Below are 26137 nucleotides of genomic sequence, written 5' to 3'. Positions count from 1 at the left end.
TGAGGACTTTTACTCCTTCGCTGCGGCACCTGTCACAGAACAGCATTTTGCCTGTCAGCCCACCACTGATCTGCCTGCATGGAAAACCAGCGCATCAATGGTTTGTGAGCACAGGCCTATCGGGTACCATATGCGCCCTTTACGCATGGGCAGGAGTGAAGCATGACAGTATTTACCCCGGGACAACGCTGGGTCAGCGACAGCGAATCAGAACTGGGATTGGGTACGGTGTTATCACAGGATGGCCGATTGCTGGTCATATTGTTCCCGGCCAGCGGTGAAACTCGCCACTATGCCATGCGCAACGCCCCGCTGACCCGCGTGCGGTTCAGCCCGGGCGACAGCATTACCCATCATGAAGGGTGGAGTCTGACGGTCAGTGACGTATCTGAAGTCAATGGCCTGCTGCAGTATCAGGGGTTGCGCGAAGATGGCAGTCACGATGAGTTCAGCGAGACCATGCTGGACAACTTCATCCAGTTCCGTCTGGCCAGCGACCGTCTGTTTGCCAGCCAGATCGACCCCCTGCCCTGGTTCGGCCTGCGCTATGAAAGCCTGCGCCACTACTGCCGTATTCAGCGCTCACCCTTGCTGGGCCTGGCCGGTGTCCGCACCCAGCCGATCGCACACCAGCTGCACATTGCCAAAGACGTCGCCGACCGAGTAGCACCGCGCGTCCTGCTGGCCGACGAAGTAGGCCTGGGCAAGACCATCGAGGCTGGACTGATCATCCATCGCCAGATCCAGACTGGCCGAGTACGCCGGATCCTGATCGTGGTGCCGGAGAACCTGCAACACCAGTGGCTGGTGGAAATGCTGCGGCGCTTCAACCTGCGTTTTGCCCTGTTCAACAGTGATCGTTGTGACGGTGCCGAGCAGAACCCTTTCGAGGAAGAACAACTGGCATTGGTGTCACTGGAGTTTCTTCTCGACAATGAAAAGGCCGAGCAATGGTTGCTGGCCAGCGACTGGGATCTGCTGGTCGTCGACGAGGCGCATCACCTGGTCTGGCATGAAGAAGCGGCCAGCCCCGAATACACACTGGTGGAGCAGTTGGCCGGACAGATCCCTGCCGTACTGCTGTTGACCGCCACGCCCGAACAACTGGGCCAGGCCAGCCACTTCGCTCGCCTGCGCCTGCTCGATCCTGACCGTTTCCATGATCTGCAGACGTTTCGTGACGAAGCGGCACGTTATCAGCCGGTGGCCGAGGCCGTGCAGCAATTGCTGGATACCGAGACACTGGCAGCCGAACATCGTCAGGCGATCAGTCACTGGCTTGGCGATAGCGCAGAAAGCTTGCTCGACACTCTGCAGACAGATGGCGAAGACGCAGAAGAAGCCCGCCGCAGCCTGGTCCGCCAGCTACTTGATCGCCATGGCACCGGACGCGTCCTGTACCGTAACACCCGTGCGGTGATCAGCGGGTTTCCCGAGCGCGAACTGCATGCTTATCCGCTGCCCTGCCCTGCGCTGTATCAGGACATCGAAGACCGCGCCTCCCTGTATCCGGAAGTTGGCCTGCAGGACGAGTTCGAGCCAGTGGAAACTGCCTGGTGGCAGGACGACCCACGCGTCGACTGGCTGATCGACACCCTCAAGGCACAGAAGCACAACAAGGTATTGGTGATCTGCGCCAATGCCGAAACCGCGCTGGATCTGAACGACGCCCTGCGCGTACGCAGCGGCATCCCTGCCACCGTATTCCACCAGGGCATGAGCATCATCGAGCGTGATCGCGCGGCGGCGTTCTTTGCCGATGAGGAGTTCGGCGCCCAGGTAATGATCTGCTCGGAAATCGGCAGCGAGGGGCGCAACTTCCAGTTTGCGCACCACCTGGTCATGTTCGACCTGCCGGCACACCCGGATCTGCTGGAGCAACGCATCGGTCGTCTCGACCGTATCGGCCAGAAGAACATCATTCAACTGCACGTACCCTATCTGGAAGATACCGCCCAGCAGCGGCTGTTCGATTGGTATGACCAGGCGCTGAACGCGTTCCGCGCCACCTGTCCCACCGGTAATGCCATCCAGCAGCAGTATGGCGATGCTTTGCAGCAACAACTGGAGCAGCCACAGGATGAGCAGTGGCAAGAGCTGATCAGCCAGGCGCAACAAACCCGCGCAGCGCTGGAAGCGGAATTGCACAATGGCCGTGACCGCCTGCTGGAACTGCATTCACGCGGCCACACCGGCCAGGCCCAGCAGCTGATCGAGACCATTGAAAAACAGGACCAGGACTTCCAGCTGCCGATCTATATGGAGCGTCTGTTCGATGTATTCGGTGTCGACAGCGAGGACCACTCGGACAACGCGCTGGTATTGCGCCCCGGAGAGCGCATGCTGGATGCGGGTTTCCCGCTCGGTGACGATGAAGGTGTGACCATCACCTATGACCGCGATACCGCGCTATCCCGTGAGGACATGCAGTTCATCACCTGGGAACACCCCATGCTGCAGGGCGGCATGGACCTGGTGTTGTCCGGCAGCATGGGCAACAGCTCGGTGGCGCTGCTGAAGAACAAGGCATTGAAGCCCGGCACCATGTTGCTAGAATGCCTGTTTGTCAGCGAGGCCATCGCGCCGCGAGCGCTGCAGCTGCAACGCTACCTGCCGCCGACCCCGGTCCGCTGCCTGCTGGATATCAACGGCAACGACCTGGCCTCCAAAGTCGCCTTCGAGACGCTGGAAGCGCAGATCGACGGCTTGCCGAAACACCTGGCCAGCAAGATCGCCAAGACCCAGCGCGAGGAAGTCGAACGCCTGCTGGATCGGGCCGAAGCGTTCGCCGATATCCAGCATGCCGCACTGGTGGAACAGGCCTCAAGCCGTTTCACCACCGAGCTGGATGAGGAAATCAACCGCCTCAAAGCTCTGCAGCAGGTCAACCCGCTGGTGCGTCAGAGTGAGATTGACGCTCTGGAGCAACAGCGTCAGCGTGGCGTCGAGGTGCTGCACCAGGCCAAGATCCGCCTGGATGCTCTGCGTATTCTGGTGGTGGGTTAAGGCTCAAGCCGGAGCAGCAATATCCAGAAAACGTCGCAGGTCATCTGCTCGGGCCAGCGCATCACGCCGGCCCAGGGCGATCAGTTCGTTGCAGTATTCGGCCTCGAACAACAGATAACTCATCAGGTCGCTGCCCGAAAATCGGGTAGCGCCGCTGCCACGTAAAAACAACCGCAATCCAGCCGGCAACGCCGCCCGATGGCGGGCCGCAATCAGGTCCACCGGCTCGCTGGGCGAAATGACCAGCACATCCACATGGCGCACGCCCTTGGTACCACTGCGCATGGCAAAGGGTTGGTAAGCCGCCAGTCGGTTCATCCGCTCCAGCTGTTCCAGGTCAGTTTCCAGGTTGTCGATGAATACGCTGTGCAACATATGCCCGCCCAGCTGCGCCAGGCTTGGCGGCGCAGGCGTTTTCAATATCGGACCGGGCTGCCCACCCGCCGGCAGTTGCGAGCCGTGATGCGTCACCCCGATCACCAACACCTTGCTGGCCCCCAGATGCAGAGCGGGACTCAGCGGTGATTGCTGGCGCACTGCACCATCGCCAAACCAGCTGCGGTTGAGCAGCACCGGGGGGAACAACAAGGGTATGGCCGTCGAGGCCATCAGATGATCCAGCCCTAGCCGCGTCTGCACGCCGACCCGTCGGTGGCGCTGCCAGGGCGTGATGCGATCGCGGCCCTGATAGAAATACACCGACTGCGATGCCTTGTAATCGAAAGCGCTGACCGATATTGCGCGCAGCTGCCCCGCCTGCAATGCCTCTTCGATACAACCAAAGCGCATGCGCTTTTCCAGCAGGTCGCGCAGCGGGCGGTTGTCCAGCAGCGCTGTTGTCATCTCCCCGGAACCACCCAGCAGATTGGTACGGCTCCAGCGCCAGGCTTGCGCCATCAGCCCCGGCCAGTCGGTACGCATCACATGATGACTACGAAACTCAGACCAGACCTCCAGCATGCTGTCCACTGCTGCATGTAGATTGCCAGCGTGGGTTGCCAGGGCCAGCGCGTTGATTGCGCCGGCCGAGGTACCGCAGATGATCGGAAACAAATTCGGCGTATCTTGCGGCGTCAGTTCGGCGATCCCCGCCATGACCCCGACCTGATAGGCCGCGCGCGCACCACCGCCGGAGAGAATCAATGCCAGACAATCGTCCTTGTACGGCCCGGCTTTCATGGTCAGTCAGCTCTCCGCTTGCGGCGCTTGCGCTGGCGTTCGGGATAGGGACGCGCCTCGCCCTCGGGGCGGGTCTTGAAGCGCCGGTGCACCCACATGTACTGCTCCGGCTGCTGCTCGATCTGCTGCTCGACCCACTGGTTGATACGCAGTGCATCAGCTGCTTCATCACCCGCTGGAAAGTCTTCCAATGGCGGGTGCACCTTGAGCAGATATCCCTGGGCATCGGGCAGGCGCGTTTGGGTGAAGGGCACTACCCGCGCCTTGCCCAGCCGAGCAAAAGTCGCCGTGGCGGTGACGGTAGCCGCGGTGACGCCGAATAACGGAACGAATACACTGGCCTTGCGACCGTAGTCCTGGTCCGGCGCGTACCAGATACCTCGCCCCTTGCGCAGCGACTTGAGCATACTACGGACGTCTTCGCGCTCCACGGCAATGGCATCGGCGTTGTGTCGCTCGCGACCGCGACGCTGAACATAATCAAAAGCTGCATTCTTGTGCTCGCGGTACATGCCATCAATAGTCGCCTGCTGGCCAAGCAGCGCCGCCCCGATCTCCAGGGTCGTGAAGTGCAGCGACATCAACACCACGCCCTGCCCCTCAGCGGCAGCCTGTTGCAGGTGCTCCAACCCTTCAATCCGGGCCAGTTTCGCCAACCGTTGCGGCGGCCACCACCAGGCCATGGCCATTTCAAACAGGGCAATGCCATTGGAAGCAAAATTCTCCCGCAGTACCCGTTCACGCTGCGCCTGGCTCCACTGCGGAAAACACAGCTCGAGGTTGATCCGGGCAATCTCGCGACGCTCACCCATCAGATGATACATACCCCAGCCGACCAGCCGACCCAGCCCCAGCAATACCCGATAGGGCAAACGGATCGTCAGCCATAACAGGCCAAGCCCGAGCCACATGGGCCAGTAGCGTGGATGCAGCAGTGCAGATTTGAAACCGGGACGAGTCATCAGACGACCAATTTGCTGGAAAAAACCCATTCTACCCAAGCCGCCGGCCAGATGGGAAACCGTCATGGCCAAAAGCAAGCCGCCGCCGCTGTTCCCGGTTTCGGCTTGCCGTCGGCCTTTTCAGGCTATATAAGTGTGCCCACCAAACGCTCTATGGATCTGCCATGACTTCTGAAACAAATCTGGACCTGCTCAACAACGACCCCGTTTTTCATCTGAAGGGCGGCATGCTGACCATGACCGTGGTGGAGTTGGTGCATCAGGCTCCGGAACGCTTCGCCATGCAACTGGCCGAAAAGGTCGAACAGGCACCGAATTTCTTCCAGGACACGCCGGTGCTGATCAGTCTGGAAAAACTGGATGACAACATGGACATCGCCGGACTGATCACGCTGTTGCGGATCTGCCGGGATCATGGACTGCAACCTGTGGCGCTGCGCGGCGCAGAACAGTTCCGCCCGCTGGCACAACAGGCCAGCCTGGTGCTGCTGCCTCCGGGTCGCGGGCGGGACAAAATCATCGAGACTCCGGAACCTGCGCCGCAACCTGTTGCCCAACAAGCGGAGGTGGCTCAGGCGCCTGCAGCGGCAGCACCCAAGACAGCAGAAAGCACACCGAGCAGAGTGATTACCGAACCGGTACGTTCCGGCCAGCAAGTCTATGCCCGTGGCGGCGACCTGATAGTGCTGGCCCCGGTCAGCGCCGGCTCGGAGCTGTTGGCCGATGGCCACATCCATGTTTATGGCCCGCTGCGCGGCAGAGCGCTGGCAGGAGTACGGGGGGATACACAGGCACGCATTTTCTGTCAGTCACTGGAAGCTGAACTGGTCTCGATAGCAGGACAGTACAAAGTGGCGGAAGACTTGCGACGGCAACAATGGAAGGAAGCGGTGCAGGTCTCGCTTGACGGGGACATCTTGAAGATAGCAGCCCTTTGACAGATACTGTTTCACCATCCGGGGGTGCCCGTGAGCCGTGGCCCAGCGCCGATTGCCTGCGCCCCAGACGAGTCAGTAAAAACAGCGCCTATTGCAGGTTGTTTGGTGCCTCTCACAATTCAATTTAAGATCACTCAGGAAGGTCATTTTGGCAAAGATCCTAGTCATCACCTCAGGCAAAGGCGGCGTTGGTAAAACCACCACCAGCGCTGCCATCGGTACCGGGCTCGCTCTGCGTGGCTACAAGACAGTCATCGTCGATTTCGACGTCGGTTTGCGTAACCTTGACCTGATCATGGGTTGCGAACGTCGCGTCGTCTATGATTTCGTCAACCTGATCAACGGCGATTCCAACCTCAATCAGACACTCATCAAGGACAAGCGCTCGGACAACCTGTACATCCTTCCCGCCTCCCAGACACGGGACAAGGATGCACTCACGCTGGAAGGCGTACAGGGCGTGCTCGATCAGCTCAAGGAAACCTTCGACTTCATCATCTGCGACTCCCCGGCCGGCATCGAGAAAGGCGCGCACCTGGCGATGTACTTCGCCGATGAAGCCATTGTCGTGACCAACCCCGAAGTGTCCTCGGTACGTGACTCCGACCGCATGCTCGGCCTGCTCTCGAGCAAGTCGCGGCACTCCGAACAGGGCGAGAAGATCAAGGAGCACCTGCTGCTGACCCGCTACAGCCCGGAGCGCGTCGAAAACGGTGAAATGCTGTCGGTCAGCGACGTCGAAGACATCTTGTCGATTCCGCTGCTGGGCGTCATCCCCGAGTCCCAGGCTGTGCTCAAGGCGTCCAACCAGGGTATCCCGGTGATCATGGATGACAAGAGTGATGCCGGTCAGGCCTACAGTGATGCCGTCGAACGCCTGCTTGGCAAAGAAGTGCCCCATCGCTTCCTCGAAGCTCAGAAGAAAGGGCTGCTCAAGCGCCTGTTCGGAGGATGACGATGAGTCTTTTTGATTACTTCAGCCGCAAGAAGAAGCAGGATTCCGCGGCCTCCGTGGCCAAGGAACGCCTGCAGATCATTGTTGCCCACGAACGCGGGCAGCGCAGCCAGCCTGACTACCTGCCGCAACTGCAGCAGGAAATCATCGATGTGATCAGTAAATACGTGCCGATCGACCGAGATCAGGTACATGTCGCCCTGGATAACCAGGATGACTGCTCGATTCTGGAACTGAACATCACCCTGCCCGAACGCTGACAGACAGGCGCCGTCCATTGACGGCGCCGCGGTAACCCCATGCCCCTGACCCATATCGGTATCCTCCATGAGGATCCGGCTTTTCTGATCGTCAACAAACCCACACTACTGCTGTCCGTCCCCGGCCGCGCTGAAGACAACAAGGACTGCCTGATCACCCGCCTGCAGGAAAACGGTTACCCGGAAGCGCGCATCGTGCACCGGCTGGACTGGGAAACCTCCGGCATTCTGATCATCGCCCGCGACCCGGACAGTCATCGCGAACTGTCGCGCCAATTTCAGGATCGCGAGACAGGCAAGACCTATATTGCGCTGTGCTGGGGTCAGCCCCAGGCGGACGCCGGACATATCGATCTGCCATTGCGTTATGATCCCCCCAACAAACCACGGCATATCGTCGATCATGAGCTGGGCAAATCGGCGCAGACCTTCTGGCGCGTGCTGGAACGCAACGGTGACCATTGCCGGGTCGAACTGACGCCCATCACCGGTCGTTCGCATCAGTTGCGCGTGCACATGCTGAGTATTGGTCATCCACTGCTGGGTGATCGCCTGTATGCCGAAGGCGCCGCCCTGGATGCCTGCCCGCGCCTGGCCCTGCATGCCGCCCGACTGGAAATCAATCATCCGCAGAGTGGCGAGCGCATGGCCTTCGATTGCCCTGCCCCTTTCTGACATACAGGAGTTCCCATGTCATTCAACAACGCCAGCCAGGATCTTGCCGATTTCATCCAGGCCTCGCCTACCCCTTTCCATGCTGCCCAGAGCCTGGCTGAACGCCTACGTGCCGCTGGCTATCAGCAACTGGATGAGCGCGATGAGTGGGTACTGGATGACGACGGGCGCTATTTCGTGCTGCGTAATCAGTCGTCGCTGATCGCCTTCAGTCTCGGCCAGCTGGAAACACTCCAAAGCGCCGGCCTGCGGATGATCGGAGCACACACTGATAGCCCGTGCCTGCGGGTCAAGCCGCAGCCGGAACTGAATCGCCACGGCCTGTGGCAACTGGGCGTGGAAGTCTATGGCGGCGCCCTGCTGGCCCCCTGGTTTGACCGTGACCTGTCACTCGCCGGCCGAGTCACCTGCCGTGACGCCAGCGGCCAGTTGCATAACCTGCTGATCGATTTAAAACGTCCGATCGCCATCATTCCCAGCCTGGCCATTCACCTGAATCGTGACGTCAATAACGGTTTTGCAGTGAATGCCCAGACCGACCTGCCGCCGGTGCTGGCACACAGTATTGAGCCCAATCGCGACCTGCGCGCGCTGCTCGCCAGCGAGGTGGCCACGCAGTATCCCGAACGCGAGCCGCTGCAGGTACTGGATTACGAGTTGAGCTTCTATGACACTCAGCCGCCGGCCATCCTGGGGCTGGATAATGACTTTCTCGCGGCTGCAAGGCTGGACAACCTGCTGTCTTGCCACGCCGGACTGACGGCGCTGTTGAACAGCGATGCCGATCAGGCCTGTCTGCTGGTCTGTACCGACCATGAAGAAGTCGGCTCCAGCTCTGCCTGTGGCGCCGATGGCCCCTTCCTTGAGGATGTCCTCAAGCGTCTGTTGCCGGATGAAATAGAGCGTATCCGTGCCATTCAGCGCTCAGTACTGGTCTCGGCGGATAACGCCCATGCCATCCATCCCAACTATGCCGACCGCCACGATGGCAACCACGGCCCGCAACTCAATGCCGGCCCGGTCATCAAGATCAACAGCAACCAACGCTATGCCACCACCAGCGAAACCGCTGCACTGTTCCGCCACCTGTGTCAGCAGGTGGATGTACCTGTACAGAGTTTTGTCGTGCGCAGCGACATGGGCTGCGGCAGCACCATAGGCCCGATCACCTCCAGCCGACTGGGCGTGCGCACCGTGGATATCGGCGCTCCCACCTTCGCCATGCACTCGATTCGGGAGCTGGCAGGATGTCGGGATGTGGAGTATCTGATCAAGGTGCTGACGGCGTTCTGCAACTGTTCGGAGGTGTAACAGAAGCGACCGCCGGGCTTATAGGGTGACGGCTGCAAATTTGTGGGAGTGGTCTTGACCACGAACGGACTGGCAGGAAACCCTCGCGGCCAAGGCCACTCCCACAAAAAACCTGATCATTCCCACTCAGTGCAGCTGCCAGATCGGACGCTGGAGCGTCCACGGCGCGGGCTCCCACGCAGAGCATGGGAGCCATCGAAAACTGAGAGCTGGCTCCGAGCTGATCGTTACCACGCTCCGCGTGGGAATGCATGCCGGGCCAGGCCTCAGGCATCCGCCTCGCTGGCCACCAATACGATCTTGCCGACGATCTGATCCTTGGCCAGCTCGGCAAAGGCCTCTTCCGCTTGATCAAAGGTGTAAGTCTTCGCCACCAGCGGCTTCAACTTTCCTGATGCAAACAGCGGCCAGAGTTGCCCTTCCATGCGCGACAGCAGCTCAGCCTTATAGTCGGCACTGCGGGTGCGCAGGGTCGAGCCTGTCAGCTGCAAGCGCTTGACCAGCACCTTGGCCAGGTCCAGTTCGGCCTTGCGCCCGCCCATCAGACCGATCATCACCCAACGGCCATCCAGCGCCAGCAGGTCGAGATGGTCCGGTGCGTAATTTGCCCCTACCGGGTCGAGTGCCACATCAAAGGGACCATCAGCCTTCAGCGCACTGATGCCTTCATGACGGAGAACCCCGCTCTTGGCGCCCAGCGCTTTGCAGGTATCCAGCTTCTCCTGGCTGCCCAAGGTCACCCAACAGGGATTGCCGAACACCTTGCACAGCTGGATCGCAGCGGTACCAACACCACTGGCACCGGCATGAATAAGAACCTTCTCGCCCGGCTGCGCGCGTCCCAACTCGAATACGTTCAACCAGGCGGTGGTGAACACCTCGAGAATAGCCGCGGCGTCCGCCCAGCCCATGCCCTGAGGTACCGGCAATAGATGACGCGCATCGACCACCACCTCATCAGCCATGCCGCCGCCTGCCAACAGAGCACAGACTCGATCACCTACCGCCCATCGGGTCTCACCGCAAACCTCAATGACTTCACCCGCACATTCCAGTCCCAGAATGTCGGTAGCACCCGGCGGCGGCGGGTAGTTGCCGGCCTTCTGCAACAGGTCTGCACGGTTGATTCCTGCGGCATGAATACGCACTCTTACCTGCCCCGGCGCCAGTGCCACAGCAGCCTCCGTACGCCAGCTAAGTACCCCGGCTTCAGCTTGCAATCCTCTCACGGTGCCCCCATAGTTATCAGTCAAATCAGTTTGAAAAGGGAACCCTTGGGCCCCTGTCGAGCACTAAAGAATACCCTCACCTCTCCGGACACGATACCTTTGATGACAGTTTCCAACATCCTGCGCAAGTCCTGTGTAATCGCCCTACTGAGCTTTGGCGCGAGCGCCTTCGCTGCAGAAACAGCCAACAGCACAATGCCGATATTCGATCTGGAGAGTCTGCAACCAACCCGTGAACAGATGATTGCCAGCCTCAATACCGTTGAGCTGCTGCGCCGTCATCACTACAACCGCATCCGCCTGGATGATGCCCTGTCCAGTGAGATATTCGACACCTATCTGCGCCAGCTCGATCCTCAGCGCAGCCTGTTCACAGCCGCCGATATCAGCACGTTCGAAGAGTACCGTCATCAGCTTGATGATCTGTTGCTGAAAGGTGATCTGAGTATCGGTTTTGCCATGCATACCCGGCAGATTCAGCGCGCCGATCAGCGCATGGTCTATGCCCAGCAATTGCTGCGCGAAGGTATCGACACCCTCGATTTCGACAGCGATCAGAACATTCTGATTGATCGGGAGGAGGCTGATTGGCCTACCGACGACCAGGCTTTGACTACCCTGTGGCGCCAGCAGATCAAGGACGAAGTATTGCGTCTGAAACTCGCCGGCCGCGAACAGGAGGCGATTCAGGACCTGTTGGAGAAGCGTTATCACAACGCGCAAAAACGTCTGTACCAGACCCGCAGCGAAGATATTTTCCAGAACTATATCAATGCCCTGGCCCAGGTTTATGACCCGCACACCCAATATCTGTCACCGGACAATGCGGAGAACTTCGACATCAACATGAGCCTGTCGCTGGAAGGCATTGGCGCGGTACTGCAGAGCGACAACGATCACACCAAGATCGTCCGTCTGGTTCCTGCCGGGCCGGCGGAGAAAAGCAAGCAGCTGGCACCAGCGGACCGCATCATCGGCGTGGCCCAGGCCGAGGGCGAAATGATCGATGTGGTCGGCTGGCGTCTGGATGAAGTCGTCAAACTGATCCGTGGTCCCAAAGGCTCATCAGTACGCCTGGAAGTCATTCCGGCCAGCAATCCGCCGAGTGACATGACCAGCCGCGAAGTCGCCTTGGTCCGTGAGGCAGTGAAGCTGGAAGATCAGGCCGCCAAGTCGTCGGTTCTGGAATTCAACGAACAGGGCAATGACTTCCGCATCGGCGTCATCGAAGTACCCGGTTTCTATATCGACTTCAAGGCCTACCGCCGGGGCGATCCCGACTACCGCAGCACTACCCGTGATGTGCGTCGTCTGCTCAGTGATCTGCAGGAGCAGGAAGTCGATGGCATAGTGCTGGATCTGCGCAACAACGGCGGCGGCTCTCTGCAGGAAGCCACCGAGCTGACCGGACTGTTCATCGACAAGGGACCGACGGTACTGGTTCGCGACAGCAAAGGCGATGTGCAGGTATTGGACGACCCGGAAGCCGGCGTCACCTACAGCGGTCCCATGGCGGTCATCGTCAACCGGCTGTCCGCCTCGGCCTCGGAGATCTTTGCCGGCGCCATGCAGGATTATGGCCGCGCCTTGGTCATCGGCGAGCCGACCTTCGGCAAGGGCACCGTACAGTCGATTCAGCCACTGAACCATGGCGAGCTGAAATTTACTCTGGCGAAGTTCTATCGGGTCTCCGGTCAAAGTACCCAAAACCGCGGTGTCGTGCCGGATATCACCTATCCGTCCCTGCTGGATACGGTCGAGATCGGCGAAAGCAGCCTGCCTCGCGCACTGCCCTGGGATACCATCCCCGCGGCCCGCTATCAGCCGGAGAACAAGCTCGACAAGTACATTCCGCTGCTGACCGACAAGCACAAGGCACGCGCCGCCGCTGATCCCGAGTTTGCCTATACTCTGGCGCGCATCGAGCTGAACCGCAGCATGCAGGAACGCAAATACCTGCCACTCAACGAAGCCCGTCGTCGCGCTGAACAGAAAGAATTTGAAGACAAGCTGCTGGCGATGGAAAACACCCGACGCAAGGCGCTGGGTGAGGAGCTGCTGACGGCGCTGGACAAGGATGATCCACTGATGGATGGTACGGGCGTCCCCTCCCCCATGGCCGAAGAGGAAACCGAGGACCAGGATGATCCCTTCCTGGCGGAAACCGGCCATATCCTTATCGACCTGCTGGAACTCCGACGCCAGGTCGCCCAAGCCGGCTGAACGCCTGCTGACCAGGTCACCAAACCTCGGCTCGCTGATCACAGCTGGCAACCCTGCCCGGACTCCCGGGCAGGGATATTCCCCCTCATGACTCTATTCCCAACAGGTTGCCGCACTGCGCGAGACTTTCCGTAGCCATGCCGGCGCGCTAGTGATCCCCTCGCAGGGAGCCGTTTCGGTTATGGAAAGTCAACTGAAGGTTACCCACAGTTACTGTGGATAAGTCTGTGAACAAGACTTGGGGAAAGTGGGCAAAGGCCCGGTTGGATGCGGTTCAGGCCAGCCTGAACATTTTTTAACCAATCACAAAAATCTTGAAAAACAGTCACTTACGATTTTGGACGGGCGGGTGTGAAGGGGGAGTTTTTCGCTTGCGTGTTACCAACTGAATGTGCATAACGGTAACACTCCGAGGCCGGCAACCTCTGTTCCGGGCCTCGGCAAGTGTTACCCGACGGGTTATTCGTCGTCTTGCTGGATACCCAGCAACTCCATTTCGAAAACCAGAATGGAGTTCGGCGGGATGATCGGGCTCGGGCTACCGGCACCATAGGCCATGTCGCTGGGCACAGTGACTTTCCACTTGTCGCCGACACGCATCATTTGCAATGCCTCAACCCAGCCCGGAATCACACCGCCGACCGGCAGGTCAACTGGCTCGCCGCGGCTGAGGGAGCTGTCGAACACCGTGCCATCGGTGAGCTTGCCTTCGTAGTGGACAGAAACCACGTCGCTGGCCTTCGGCTGAGCGCCGTCGGCTGCACCGGACTCAATCACTTCATACTGCAGACCGGATTCGGTGGTGATCACGCCTTCACGCTCGGCGTTCTCAGCCAGGAATGCGGTATTGGCTTCCAGAGTTTCGGTGTTGAGAGTGGTCGCACGCTCTTCGGCACGGGTTTGCAGTTCGGCAAACGCAGTCATCAGATCGGCTTCATCGACCCGCGCTTCAGTACCAGACAGGGCATCTTGCATACCCAGCGCCAAGGCCTGGGTGTCGATGTCATCCAAGCCGTCCTGCAACAGACTCTGACCCATGTTCAGACCGATGCCATAAGAGGCCTGCTGGATGGGAGTGGTGAGTTCGGGTTCCTTTTCACTGCAACCCACCAAAGTGATAACGCTGAGTGCAATACTGGCTGCCAGCAGATTCCGCTTCATGCTTACCTCTATGGACTAGCCCGCTCGGGGCGAAAATAAAGCACGAAGCATAACAGCGCAGGAAAGGTCAGGCTACCGCTCAACCGGACAGGCATCATCTCTTGATAAAAAGAAAGCGGGGGCCGTAGCCCCCGTTTATAACCTCGCTCAGGTGCGTCTACTTTGTTGACCACCCTTGCGCCCGGCTTCCGCTGCACGCTGAGGGTTGTTCTTGAAGTTGCCACCGCTGGCTTGACCGCCCTTTCTGCCGGCTTCCGATGCACGTTGCGGATTCTCGGCGAAGTTGCCTTTACCACCTTTACGTTGAGTCATGTCACAGGCCTCCAATCAGGTTGTAAACATACAGGTGCACGGCACCTACTTTGTTGGATGACTCCTCAGTCTGGAGGTTCGTCTTATTTTCGAGCAACCGGCCAAACGGTATCTCATCCCCCGAAACTCACAACTCCCCAGACATTTCCCTGTCCAATTGGATATCACCCGTCAGACCGCTATGGAGGTATGGCATGCCCGATGTATTTCTGCGCCGCTACGGCGAAACCCTGCTGGCCAAGGCAGCGCCGCTGTTTGAACAGGCGGCATTGAATGCCCGTCAGGCCGGACTGAATGCTACGGTGCATACCTCAGGCAGCCCGTCCGAACTGTGCCTGGAGGTAAAGGAATCGGAGCAGAGCTATGCCAGCCACTACCGTATCGAGACGGATACCGCGCGCCAATGCGTGCGCCATGTACTGTATTTTGTTGCCGACGGCACCACTCGAACGCTGGAAGGCGGTCTGGATTCAATCAACGCCATGGTGATCGATACGCAGCTGGCCAGTCTGTTTCGGGAAGGCTTCGCCCTCACCCTGCCAACGGTTGCAGCTCGGCATCCGGCCGGCTTCTGGTGAAGCAGATCAATGCTGCAAGGCAGGATTACGCAGATCGTTGATGTATCTGTCCAGTGAAAACAGCGCGTGCCGGGCAGCCTGCTCGCGCACCGCATTGCGCTCGCCATGGAACTTGCGAGTTTCACTGAGCACCCGCTGCTCCCCATTGATGGTCATCGCGCAGGCGAAGCAGACCACACCATCCATTGGACCTTCGGCTTCAGCCAATCCGGTATTGGCCAGCGTCACGCCGGCACCGCACCGCTGCAACGCACCCAGCGCCATTTCCCGCGCGACCTCTTCGCTGGTCAGTCCATAGGTATCGATGGTCTGCAGATTGACGCCGAGCATGTCGCGCTTGGCCCGTACCGCATACACCACATACCCGCATTCCATCACCGCGCCACTGCCGGAGACATCCGCTACCAGAGAGGCCATAAGCCCAGCGGTGCAGGATTCGGCTGTTGCCAGAATCAGGTTGTTGCGTTTGAGAAAATCGACTGTCTCCTGCAGGTCCTGCATGCTCGCCCCCGGTGTGTTTCTGCCTGTTCCATAGCTGTTCAGAATAGACAATAGAGCGCTCCACTGCCTGTCTTCCAGCATCAACTCAGTGGCCGGCCAACGGCAAAAAAAGTCGAAACTTCTGCAAAACCAGCCGGTCACTATTTTGAGGGATGGATAACAAGTCTTCTGATCTGTTACGGCGGGGGTGCCGGCAAAGGCGTCTGTGCAGAGGACCTGATCGTAGCGGTTTTCAGAGGTTCCTCTCAAACCAGCGCTCCCCCTGAGAATCAGTGAACGATGAGGAGGATGCTATGGGAAATGCTGCGGCGGCGGTTGTGTCAGAGGAATTGTTCGAGCGCGCTGTGACGGGGTCGAATTTACGCCCCACACTACCTGAGGCGGCTCACAGTGTACTTTTCGTTACCTCCGAACTGACCGATCTGCTCAAGGTTGGCGGGCTTGGCGACGTCTCGGCCGCCCTGCCTCGCGCTCTGCAACCACATCATTCAGTGCGGGTACTGATTCCCGGCTATCGAGAGGTGATTCAAAGCGGCCGCCCGATACGGGTGGTGGGTAAGCTGCCTGGCCACGCTGCCATCCCACCCTGCCTGATCGGACAGATGAGCCTTGATGACGGCCTGATTGTCTATGTCGTGCTCTGTCAGGAGCTGTACGATCGTGAGGGCAATCCCTATGGCGACGTTGACGGCATCGACTGGCCGGACAACCATATCCGCTTCGCCCGCCTCGCCCTGGCAGCGGCCAAGATTGCCGATGGTCTGGGCGTGCGCAACTGGCGGCCTGATCTGGTGCACGCCAACGATTGGCCGGCAGGCCTGACACCCGCTTACATGGCCTGGCGCGGCCAATCAACACCCTGCGTCTTCACTATTCATAACCTCGCCTATCAGGGCTTGTGCCCGCCCGAGTGCAGCATCGAACTCGGCTTGCCGGAAGAGGCTCTGCACCCCGAAGGCATGGAATACTACGGCAAATTGTCCTTTCTCAAGGCGGGTATCAATTACGCCACGCAGATCACCACCGTCAGTCGTACCTATGCCCATGAAATCACCTCACCGGCCTTTGGTTGCGGACTTGAGGGACTGCTCAGGCGCAAAGCTGACGAAGGCCTGCTCAGCGGGATCATCAATGGTATCGATGACAGCTGGCAGCCGAAGACCGACCCGCGATTGATTCAGGGCTTTGCACCCAACGACTGGGCAGGCAAAACCGCCAATACCCGCCACGTTGAACGAAGCTTCGGTTTTGCCCGGGAAGATGGCCCGCTGTTTGCCGTGGTGTCGCGCATGGCACATCAGAAAGGTATCGACCTGACCATCGCCGCGGCAGACAGCATAGTTGCCAACGGTGGCCGGATAGTGGTCATCGGCCAGGGCGAACGGGAACTGGAACAGCGGATCATGGAGTTGACCAGGCGCTACCCCGGCCGGGTCGGGGTGAATCTCAAATTCGATGAGACCGAAGCACGCCGCATCATTGCCGGCAGCGACTTCCTGTTGATGCCGTCACGTTACGAGCCCTGCGGGCTCAGTCAGATCTATGCCCAGTGCTACGGCTCGCTACCGATTGCCCGGCGCACCGGCGGACTGGCCGATACCATCGAGGATGGCGTATCCGGCTTCCTGTTTCGTGAGCCGACCCTGGACAGCTATCTGCAGGCGATTCGCCGTGCGCTGAATGTGCACCGGCGCCCGCTTTTGCTCAATGCCATGCGCTGCAAGGCCATGGCCGCACCGCTGTACTGGCATCAGTCGGTCCAGCCCTATGATCGTCTGTATCGCAGATTGATCGAGCGTACCTATGACTCTTTTGCCGCGACCGGCAGGAGATCACGCACATGTTCGAAATAACCCGACTGCATGGAGCAACTCTGCAAAGCGATGGCGCCACCTGCTTTTCACTCTGGGCACCGGATGCCGATACGGTGGCCGTTCGACTGGGGGATGGCAGCGTGCACACGCTGCACCACCAGGCCAACGGCTGGTATAGCGCCCGTGTCGGCTGCGGCGCCGGGACCGCCTATCGGTTCCTGATCGATGGCCAGCTGTCGGTGCCGGACCCCGCTTCCCGGCATCAGCCTCAGGGCGTGGATGGTCCCAGCTGCGTGATAGACCCTGAGGCTTTTGCCTGGCAGATCAATGAATGGCAGGGCCGGCCCTGGCACGAGACTGTCATCTATGAACTGCACCCCGGCGCCTTCGGCGGCTTTGCCGGTATCCAGGCCAGACTGCCGGAGCTGGTTGAGCTCGGCGTAACAGCAATCGAATTGATGCCGGTGAATGAATGCCCAGGCAAGCAGAACTGGGGCTATGACGGCGTCTTCCCCTTCGCGCCACAATCCAGCTGCGGCACGCCTGACGAACTGAAACAGCTGATCGATGCGGCACATGCCAACGGTCTGATGGTCTTCATGGATGTGGTCTACAATCACTTCGGCCCGCACGGAAATTACCTCGGCGACTATGCCAGTGGCTTTTTCCGGCAGGACCTGTCCACGCCCTGGGGCCCGGCCATCGATTTTCGCAATTCCCAGGTCTGCGATTTCTTCTGCGAAAACGCCCTGATGTGGATTCTCGACTACCGCATCGATGGCCTGCGCCTGGACGCTGTGCATGCCATCAGTGAGGTGGACTTTCTAATCAACTTCGAGCGTCGGGTACGCAGTGCCATACCCGCAGAACGCCACGTTCACCTGATGCTGGAGAACGAACACAACCAGGCCAGTTTGCTGGCCGAGGGCTACGATGCCCAGTGGAATGACGACGGCCATCATGCCCTGCATGTCTTGCTCACCGGCGAAAACGAAAGCTACTACCAGGACTTCGCCGACGACACCACCGTCAAACTGGCGCGCTGCCTCAAGGAAGGCTTCATCTATCAGGGTGAAACCACCCGCAAGGGCAACAGCCGCGGCGAGCCGAGCGGCCATCTGCCACCGACCGCCTTCATTCTGTTCCTGCAGAACCATGACCAGGTAGGCAATCGCGCCTTCGGCGAGCGGCTGATCACGCTTGCCGACCATCGCGCCGTCAAGGCGGCGCTGGGTCTGGTGCTGTTGTGCCCGATGATCCCGCTGCTGTTCATGGGTGAAGAGTGGGGTTGCGAGCAGCCGTTCCTGTTTTTCACCGATCATCACGATGAGCTGGGCCAGGCTGTACGCGAGGGGCGGCGCAACGAGTTCACGGACTTTGCCGCCTTCGCCGATGAAGTGATCCGCCAGCGCATTCCCGATCCGAATTCCAACAGCACCTATGTCACCTCGGTGCCTGACCGCACTGACGGTAACTCCACCGTGCAGAATGACTGGCTGGCCTATTACCGCAGCCTGCTGCGTCTACGCCATGCGCATATCGTGCCGCGCCTACCCGGCACCCTGTCCGATGGCACCAGTATTCCCGGCGAAAAGGCCGTATCCGCCTGCTGGCGACTCGGCGATGGCAGCCAGCTGCGGATTGATCTGAACCTGGCGGAGAACCCTGTCGTGGTCACGGCTCCGGACCCCGGCACCACGATAATCCACGACTATCGCGCCAATCTGTCCAAAGACCTGACCATACTGCCAGGCTACAGTTCGAGGGCGATTCTGGATCAAGCTACATGATCACCGAGCCGTTGCGCAGTCTGGCCCGGGAAGTCGGTATCAGCTGCGAATGGACAGATGCCCACGGCAACCCCGCCAGCCTTGACGAGTCCGCCCTGCGCGCCGTGCTGGCGGCGCTCGACCTGCCCGCCGGAACAGATAGTCAGATCCGCGACAGTCTGGCGCAAGCGCGCCAGTTCAGACAGGACGCGGATGATGGCCCGTTCCTGATCTGCCATGCCCAACAACCGATAGATCTGCGCGGCCGTCTCGCCGCCGGCAGCCGCTGTCATATCACGCTGGAAGATGGCCATCAGCACAGCCTTGAGGTCGATGCGAACGGCTATCTGCCTCCCCTGCCCTGCGGCTATCACCAGGTGCAGAGTGGCGAGCAACAGCTGCTGCTCGCCTGCGCACCCCATGCCGCGCTGTCGGTGGCCGAGCTGACCGGCGGCAGACGACATATCTGGGGTCTGTCTGCCCAGGTCTATTCTCTGCGGCGCACCGGCGACGGCGGTCTTGGCGACACCGCAGCGCTGGAATCTCTGGCCCTCAATGCGGCACACAAGGGCGCCGATGCGTTGGCAATAAGCCCGCTGCATGCCATGTTCACCTCTCGGCCTGAGCAATACAGCCCCTATTCACCGTCCAGTCGCTCGCTGTTCAATATTCTGCATGCGGCGCCAGCGCAGGTGCTCGGCGCGGAGATCGTGGAACGCGCTACCCATGAGTGCGACCTGCAGTGCGATCTGCAGGCATTGGAAGAGTCGGTGCTGATCGACTGGCCCGCCGTCTCGGCGCTGCGTCTGCGTCTGCTACGGCAGTTGCATGCCGATTTCTCCCAGGCACCCGACACACTGCAAGATGATTTTCGACGGTTTCGTGCTGCCGGAGGCATCCGCCTTGAGCAGCACTGCTGCCACGAAGCCCTGCAACAGCACCAGCTCAACCAGAACCTGAGCGGCGATTGGCGAGAGTGGCCAGCTCCGCTGCGAGATCCGAATTCGCCAGAGGTGGCTGAGTTCGCACGCCAGTATACCTCTGAGCTGGATTTCCACGCTTTCTGCCAATGGCTGATCGCCCGTTGTCTGAGCCGGGTGCAATCCCAATGTCGCAACGCCGGCATGGCGATCGGCCTGATCGCCGACATGGCTGTCGGTGCAGACCCCAGCGGCAGTTTCGGCTGGTCCCACCAGCAGGAGCTGTTGAGCCAGGTCAGTATCGGCGCACCGCCGGACATGCTCAACCGCGATGGCCAGAACTGGGGCGTGGCAGCGTTTTCACCCATCGGTCTGAAACGCAGCGGCTATCGCGCTTTCATCGAGATGCTGCGCGCCAACCTGGCACATGCCGGCGGCATACGCATCGATCACATCATGGGCCTGCAGCGCTTATGGATAATCCCCGAAGGCGCCAATGCGCAAGATGGCGCCTACCTCAATTACCCGCCGGATGATTTTCTACGCCTGTTGGCGCTGGAATCCTGGCGGCACCGCGCACTGATCATCGGCGAGGATCTGGGCACCGTTCCCGAAGGGCTGCAGGAGGCTCTGGCCGAGCGCAATATTCTCGGCATGCGCGTGCTGCTGTTCGAACAGCAGGACGGTGAACTGCCGCCGCCGACGCAATGGTCCGATCGCGCCCTGGCCACCAGCACCACCCATGACCTGCCGCCGCTGGCCGGCTGGCAGTCAGGGCGCGACATTGCCTGGCGCGAGCATGTTGGCCAGAGCAGCGCCGAGCAGGCGGATCTGGACCGCCGGCAGCGTAGCAAGGAAGTTCAGATATTGCGTGAGGCGCTGCAGCGTGAAGGCCTGCTCGGTGAAGAAAAGAACCCGCAGGCGCAACTGGACGCCAGCATCCGATTTCTCGGCTGCACGCCGGCGCCGCTGGTGTTGATACCCCTAGAAGACATTCTCGGCGCGACCGAGCAACCCAGCCTGCCCGGCTCCGGCGACATGCACCCCAACTGGCGCCGACGCTGGCCGCAGCCTGCGACGCAGATGCTCGACGCGCCCACCGCCGCTCGCCGCCTGGACGACCTGCACGAAGCGCGCCTGACCTGTGAAAGGAACACCCACCATGGTTGAACTGCGTGCCACCGTACGCCTGCAATTTCATGCCGGCTTCAGCCTCAACGATGCTGTGCCACTGGTGGATTATTTCGCCCGGCTGGGCATCAGCCATATCTATGCCTCTCCGCTGCTCAAGGCGCGCCCCGGCTCCGTGCATGGCTACGATGTGGTTGATCCGAGCTGCGTCAATCCAGAGCTGGGTGGCGAGCCCGCCTTGCGCCGCCTGGCCACCGCGCTGCATCAGCGGAACATGGGCCTGATCATGGATATCGTCCCCAACCACATGGCTGTGGATAACGCCAACCCCTGGTGGCAGGACGTTCTGTTGTGGGGCGCGGCAAGTCCCTATGCCGAGTTCTTCGATATCACCTGGCGCTCCCAGGATGAGTTCATGCGCGACCGCCTGCTGTTGCCGATCCTGCGCACCGACTATCTGGAGGTGCTCAAGACTGGCGAAATACAGCTGATATTCGACGCGCCGTCCGGCAGCTTCTTCTTCACCCATTTCGATCACCGCATGCCGCTGGCCATGGCCTGTTATGCCGAGATCCTCCAGCGGACCGACACTGATGCGCTGACCCGGATCGCCGACCGCTGCGCGGCGTTAACCGAGGAGTTCGGCGCCCACGCGCTGGCGGTGCGGATCCGCCAGGATCTGGCGGCCAACGCCCGGGATGAATCCGCAGCGCCAATTGAACAGGCGCTGCAACACTTTGACCCCAGCACAACCGAAGGCTGCCAGCGCCTGCATGGCCTCTTGGAATCCCAGCATTACCGACTGGCCAGCTGGCGCACGGCCAATGATGACATCAACTGGCGGCGTTTCTTCGACGTCAACGAACTGGTCAGCCTGCGCACCGAGCAGCCCAAGGTCTTCGAGGCCACCCACAGCAAGATATTCGAACTGGTCGAAGCGGGCATCATTGACGGACTGCGCATCGACCACATCGATGGCCTGGCCAATCCCCGCGCCTATTGCCGCCGGCTACGCCGCCGTATCGATCGACTGCTGGGCAGCGAGCGGCCGCACTTCCCCATTCATGTGGAGAAGATCCTCGCCGCCGACGAACGTCTGCCACTCGACTGGATGGTCGACGGCACTACCGGCTACGAGTTCATGAACCGGATTTCCCTGCTCCAGCATGACCCCAACGGCCAGGCCGACCTGGCGGAACTCTGGGGCAGCCTCAGCGGCCGCGGCACCGATTTCACTGAGGAAGTTCGCGAAGCTCGCGGCCTGGTATTGAGCAATTCGCTGGCCGCCGACTTCGAGACTCTCTGTCAGGCGCTACTGCGTCTGGCGCGCTGCAGCCTGCGCACCCGGGATCTGACGCTGGGCGCGATACGCCGCGCCTTGCGGGCACTGATCGTGCATTACCCGGTCTACCGCACCTACACCAATGTGTGCGCGCGCTCCGCCACCGACCGGTATTTCTTCGACCGCGCCCTTGCCGGAGCACGTACCGAACTGGGCAGCAATGACTGGCCCGCGCTGGAGCAGATCGACCACTGGCTGGGGGGCGAGCCACTGCATGCCAGCCCGCCGGGACCGAAACGCCGTTTCCAGCAGCGCCTGCTAGCCCGCTTCCACCAACTGACCTCGCCGGTGGCCGCCAAGGCGGTCGAAGATACCGCCTGCTACCGCTCGGCCATTCTACTGTCACGCAATGATGTCGGCTTCGATCCGCAGCGTTTCAGCGCTAGCCTGGACTGGTTTCACAGTCAATGCATTGAACAGGCTCAACGTTTTCCTTTGGGTCTGCTGACCACCGCTACCCATGACCACAAGCGCGGTGAAGATGCCCGCACCCGGCTTGCCGTGATCAGCGAGCATGCACCCTGGTTCGGTATTCAGGTACGCTTCTGGCGCAATCTGGCGGAGCCATTGCGGTCGGTGGTCCACGATCAGCCGGCACCCGCGCCAGCCGATGAACTGATGCTTTATCAGACCTTGTTCAGCAGTTGGCCGCTGGGCCTGAGTGCCGACGACAGCCCTGGCTGCGCCGCCTTCGCCGAACGTGTCCTGGCCTGGCAGGCCAAGGCATTGCGCGAAGCCAAGCTGCGCAGCAGTTGGGCGGCACCGGACAACGCCTATGAAGAGGCGTGCCATAGCTTCCTGCAGCGATTGATGACCGGCCGCGAGGCAGTTGAACTGCGTCGCGCGCTGGTGCATGCCGTGGAGCTGGCCGCCTGCAATGGGGCGCTGAACAGTCTGAGTCAATGCCTGCTGCGCATGACGGCACCCGGTGTACCCGACCTGTATCAGGGTTGCGAGTACTGGGATTTCAGTATGGTCGATCCCGACAACCGCCAGCCGGTTGATTACGCCCTGCGCCAGCAGAGCCTGGAGCACAGCGATACCTTCACTGACTTGCTGCGCCAGTGGCGCGACGGGCATATCAAACAATGGTTGATCGCCAGGGTACTGAACGCTCGGCGCCACCAACCCGAGCTGTTCCGCCAGGGCAGCTACCAGCCTCTCACCGTGCATGGCCGCCATGCCGATCGGCTGATTGCCTTCTGCCGGCGCCATGGCGATCAGCTGGCCATCTGCATCGCCCCGCGCCTCGCCGCGCCACTGCTCGGCGACAGCGACGTGCCGCTGATTCCGGCTCAGCACTGGGATGACACCCTGATCGACCTTCCCGCAACCCATCTGACCAGCGCTCTGACCGGAGAAGCCGTAGCCAGCGGGCCTGCTGTACCGGTGAGTGAGTTGCTGTCCGCCGTCCCCGTGAATCTTCTTGTGAGCACCCGGCCTCAGGAATCCACACCATGACCAACGACGAACAACGTATCCGTGAACTCGCCCATCAGATCTGGGAAAGCGAAGGCAAACCCGAAGGCCAGAGTGAACGCCACTGGCAGATGGCCTGCAAGTTGCTGCAAAGCAAACAGCAGGGAGACCTGCAACCCAGCCCCGCAAAGATCCGCAAGCCGCGGAGCAAAGAGTAAACCACCATGAATGCCAAGAAACAGGCGGAGCAATCAGCACAGATCATGCAAACCTCCCGGGTTTCCGAGGGCAAGCCTTTCCCGCTGGGCGCCACCTGGGATGGTCTGGGCGTGAACTTTGCGCTGTTTTCCGCGCATGCCACCCGAGTGGAGCTCTGTCTGTTCGATAGCGAGGGAAAGCAGGAGCTGGAGCGTATCGAACTGCCCGAGTACACCAATGAGATCTGGCACGGCTATCTGCCCGACGCTCACCCCGGGATGGTCTATGGCTATCGCGTGCATGGACCCTACGAACCGGATGCCGGGCACCGCTTCAACCCCAACAAACTGTTGATCGACCCCTACGCCAGACAGCTGGTTGGCGACATAAAATGGTCGGACCGGCTGTTCGGTTACACCCTCGGGTCACCCGATGCCGACCTCAGTTTTGATGACCGTGACAGCGCCGCCCATATCCCCAAGGCCAAGGTCATCGACCCGGCATTCACCTGGGGCCGGCAGACTCATCGCCACACGCCCTGGGATGAAACCATCATCTATGAAGCCCACGTGCGCGGCCTGAGCATGACCCATCCGGCCGTGCCTGAGGCGGTGCGTGGTACCTTTGCCGGACTCAAACATCCGGAACTGCTCAAGCACATCCGCTCGCTCGGTGTCACCAGTGTCGAGCTGCTGCCGGTGCATGCCTTCGTCAATGATCAGCACCTGCTCGACAAGCAACTGAGCAACTACTGGGGCTACAACAGCATCGCCTTCTTCGCCCCGCACCCGTCCTATCTGTCCACCGGAAACATCAATGAATTCAAGGAGATGGTCGCTCATCTTCATGCTGCCGGCCTGGAACTGATCATGGATGTGGTCTACAACCACACCGCCGAAGGCAATGAGCTGGGCCCAACGCTGTCCATGCGCGGCATCGACAACGCCACCTATTACCGGCTGATGCCCGATGAGAAGCGCTACTACATCAACGACTCGGGCACCGGTAACACATTGGATCTGAGTCACCCCTGCGTGTTGCAGATGGTCACCGACTCGCTGCGCTACTGGGCTACCGAAATGCAGGTCGACGGCTTCCGTTTCGATCTGGCCACCATCCTTGCGCGCCACGCCCATGGTTTCGATGAGCGCCACGGATTTCTGGTCGCCTGCCGGCAGGACCCGGTGTTGAGTCAGTGCAAATTGATTGCCGAGCCCTGGGATTGCGGCCCCGGCGGTTATCAGGTCGGCGGCTTCCCACCCGGCTGGGTGGAATGGAATGACCGCTTCCGCGACACCGCGCGCGCATTCTGGATGGGTGAGGAAGGCCAGATAGCCGATCTGGCAAACCGTCTCACGGCATCCGGCGACCATTACAACCAACGCGGACGCCGCCCCTATGCCTCGGTCAACTTCGTTACCGCGCATGACGGATTCACCCTGCGCGATGTAGTCAGCTACGAGCAGAAACATAACGAGGCCAACGGCGAGGACAATCAGGACGGCAGCGATCACAACATCTCGCGCAATCACGGTTGTGAGGGGCCGACTGAAGACTCCGAGATCAACGGTCTGCGCACGCGCCAGATGCGCAACCTGCTTGGCACTCTGGTTTTCTCTCAGGGCACGCCCATGCTGCTGGCTGGCGACGAATTCAGCCGCACCCAGCAGGGCAACAATAACGTCTATTGCCAGGATAACGAGCTGGGTTGGATCGATTGGAACCTCGACCAGGACGGCCGCGAGCTGCTCAAGTTTACCCGCCGTTTGATAGCGCTGCGCCGCAGCTATCCGACCCTGCGGCGCGGGCGTTTTCTGGTTGGTGAATACAACGAGGAGCTGGGCGTCAAGGATGTGACCTGGCTCTGCCCCACCGCCGAAGAAATGACCGCAGAGCAATGGGACGATCCCCATGCCCGCTGCCTCGGCATGCTGCTGGACGGCCGCGCCCAGCCCACTGGAATACGCCGCAGCGGGGATGATGCCACCCTGCTGCTGTTGTTCAATGCCCACCATGACGCAGTCAATTTCTGTCTGCCCGAGGTCGCTCAGGGAAGCTGTTGGCACTGTCTGATCGACACTCACCGCCCCGAACTGCGCAAGCGGGAAACCCATGAATTCAACAGCGAATTTCTGATGACCGGCAACTCCCTGCTGTTATTCGTACTGGAGTTGGAGGATGACACCTGACGACTCCGTCGCTCCTGCCGCTTCGCAAAAAGGCTGAACCAAGCCACTACCGGTCAGTCGGAACA

At 60.5% G+C, this 26137-nt stretch carries 20 protein-coding genes; 14 read left to right on the top strand and 6 right to left on the bottom strand.

Features of this window, described 5'->3' with window-relative positions:
• Positions 1 to 162: 162 nt before the first annotated feature.
• On the top strand, positions 163 to 3006 hold the full coding sequence (gene rapA / locus INT39_RS06170; RefSeq protein WP_193072858.1) for an RNA polymerase-associated protein RapA: 2844 nt from the start codon (positions 163 to 165) through the stop codon (positions 3004 to 3006).
• 3 nt (positions 3007 to 3009) lie between these two features.
• Here the strand turns inward: rapA and INT39_RS06165 are convergent, their stop codons facing one another.
• A complete protein-coding gene (locus tag INT39_RS06165; RefSeq protein ID WP_193072855.1) occupies positions 3010 to 4185 on the bottom strand; it encodes a patatin-like phospholipase family protein in 1176 nt (391 codons plus the stop codon).
• A gap of 2 nt (positions 4186 to 4187) precedes the next feature.
• A complete protein-coding gene (locus tag INT39_RS06160; RefSeq protein WP_193073051.1) occupies positions 4188 to 5147 on the bottom strand; it encodes a lipid A biosynthesis lauroyl acyltransferase in 960 nt (319 codons plus the stop codon).
• A 164-nt stretch (positions 5148 to 5311) separates the two neighbouring features.
• Between INT39_RS06160 and minC the strand changes: the two genes are divergently transcribed.
• The 5 genes from minC to INT39_RS06135 all read left to right on the top strand — a co-directional run bounded on the left by minC (position 5312) and on the right by INT39_RS06135 (position 9286).
• Positions 5312 to 6085, top strand: coding sequence for a septum site-determining protein MinC (gene minC, locus INT39_RS06155; protein ID WP_193072853.1), 774 nt, complete (start codon positions 5312 to 5314; stop codon positions 6083 to 6085).
• A 148-nt stretch (positions 6086 to 6233) separates the two neighbouring features.
• On the top strand, positions 6234 to 7040 hold the full coding sequence (gene minD, locus INT39_RS06150) for a septum site-determining protein MinD (protein WP_193072851.1): 807 nt from the start codon (positions 6234 to 6236) through the stop codon (positions 7038 to 7040).
• A 2-nt stretch (positions 7041 to 7042) separates the two neighbouring features.
• The gene (gene minE, locus INT39_RS06145) at positions 7043 to 7300 is read left to right on the top strand and encodes a cell division topological specificity factor MinE (protein WP_090273353.1); all 258 of its coding nucleotides are present in this window, start codon (positions 7043 to 7045) and stop codon (positions 7298 to 7300) included.
• Positions 7301 to 7339: 39 nt separating this feature from the next.
• Positions 7340 to 7975 (top strand): RluA family pseudouridine synthase, encoded by a 636-nt coding sequence (locus INT39_RS06140; RefSeq protein ID WP_193072850.1) that lies wholly within the window; start codon positions 7340 to 7342, stop codon positions 7973 to 7975.
• 15 nt (positions 7976 to 7990) lie between these two features.
• A complete protein-coding gene (locus INT39_RS06135) occupies positions 7991 to 9286 on the top strand; it encodes a M18 family aminopeptidase (protein ID WP_193072848.1) in 1296 nt (431 codons plus the stop codon).
• A gap of 266 nt (positions 9287 to 9552) precedes the next feature.
• Here the strand turns inward: INT39_RS06135 and INT39_RS06130 are convergent, their stop codons facing one another.
• Entirely contained in the window at positions 9553 to 10515 is a 963-nt protein-coding gene (locus tag INT39_RS06130) for an NAD(P)H-quinone oxidoreductase (protein WP_193072846.1), read from the bottom strand.
• Between the two features lie 102 nt (positions 10516 to 10617).
• On the opposite strand from INT39_RS06130, the gene INT39_RS06125 reads away from it, so the two are divergent.
• Positions 10618 to 12738 carry a carboxy terminal-processing peptidase gene (locus tag INT39_RS06125; protein ID WP_193072844.1) on the top strand — a complete coding sequence of 707 codons (2121 nt, stop codon included), beginning with the start codon at positions 10618 to 10620 and terminating at the stop codon, positions 12736 to 12738.
• 459 nt (positions 12739 to 13197) lie between these two features.
• Here the strand turns inward: INT39_RS06125 and INT39_RS06120 are convergent, their stop codons facing one another.
• On the bottom strand, positions 13198 to 13899 hold the full coding sequence (locus INT39_RS06120; protein ID WP_193072842.1) for an FKBP-type peptidyl-prolyl cis-trans isomerase: 702 nt from the start codon (positions 13897 to 13899) through the stop codon (positions 13198 to 13200).
• A gap of 147 nt (positions 13900 to 14046) precedes the next feature.
• Positions 14047 to 14211: a general stress protein gene (locus INT39_RS06115; RefSeq protein WP_036990560.1), complete on the bottom strand. Its 165-nt coding sequence runs from the start codon at positions 14209 to 14211 to the stop codon at positions 14047 to 14049.
• A gap of 194 nt (positions 14212 to 14405) precedes the next feature.
• Between INT39_RS06115 and INT39_RS06110 the strand changes: the two genes are divergently transcribed.
• A complete protein-coding gene (locus INT39_RS06110; RefSeq protein WP_193072840.1) occupies positions 14406 to 14789 on the top strand; it encodes a hypothetical protein in 384 nt (127 codons plus the stop codon).
• A gap of 6 nt (positions 14790 to 14795) precedes the next feature.
• On the opposite strand, the gene INT39_RS06105 is transcribed toward INT39_RS06110, so the two are convergent.
• On the bottom strand, positions 14796 to 15290 hold the full coding sequence (locus tag INT39_RS06105) for a CinA family protein (protein WP_193072838.1): 495 nt from the start codon (positions 15288 to 15290) through the stop codon (positions 14796 to 14798).
• 293 nt (positions 15291 to 15583) lie between these two features.
• Between INT39_RS06105 and glgA the strand changes: the two genes are divergently transcribed.
• Genes glgA through glgX form a run of 6 tightly spaced genes read left to right on the top strand, consistent with a single transcriptional unit; the run spans position 15584 to position 26072 of the window.
• Complete coding sequence (glgA, locus tag INT39_RS06100; protein ID WP_193072836.1) at positions 15584 to 17143, top strand: glycogen synthase GlgA; 1560 nt, start codon at positions 15584 to 15586, stop codon at positions 17141 to 17143.
• Positions 17131 to 18894, top strand: a complete 1764-nt coding sequence (gene treZ / locus INT39_RS06095; RefSeq protein WP_193072834.1) for a malto-oligosyltrehalose trehalohydrolase — start codon at positions 17131 to 17133, stop codon at positions 18892 to 18894. The genes glgA and treZ overlap by 13 nt, the downstream gene beginning before the upstream one ends.
• Positions 18891 to 20963, top strand: coding sequence for a 4-alpha-glucanotransferase (malQ, locus tag INT39_RS06090; protein WP_193072832.1), 2073 nt, complete (start codon positions 18891 to 18893; stop codon positions 20961 to 20963). Before treZ ends, malQ begins: the two co-directional genes overlap by 4 nt.
• Complete coding sequence (locus tag INT39_RS06085; protein ID WP_193072830.1) at positions 20956 to 23727, top strand: malto-oligosyltrehalose synthase; 2772 nt, start codon at positions 20956 to 20958, stop codon at positions 23725 to 23727. The genes malQ and INT39_RS06085 overlap by 8 nt, the downstream gene beginning before the upstream one ends.
• Entirely contained in the window at positions 23724 to 23903 is a 180-nt protein-coding gene (locus tag INT39_RS06080; RefSeq protein ID WP_193072828.1) for a DUF2934 domain-containing protein, read from the top strand. The genes INT39_RS06085 and INT39_RS06080 overlap by 4 nt, the downstream gene beginning before the upstream one ends.
• A gap of 45 nt (positions 23904 to 23948) precedes the next feature.
• Positions 23949 to 26072 carry a glycogen debranching protein GlgX gene (gene glgX, locus INT39_RS06075; protein WP_193073049.1) on the top strand — a complete coding sequence of 708 codons (2124 nt, stop codon included), beginning with the start codon at positions 23949 to 23951 and terminating at the stop codon, positions 26070 to 26072.
• The last annotated feature ends 65 nt before the right edge of the window (positions 26073 to 26137 follow it).

This window comes from Pseudomonas sp. FME51 (assembly GCF_014897305.1).
This window is presented reverse-complemented; position numbering and strand designations above follow the sequence as displayed.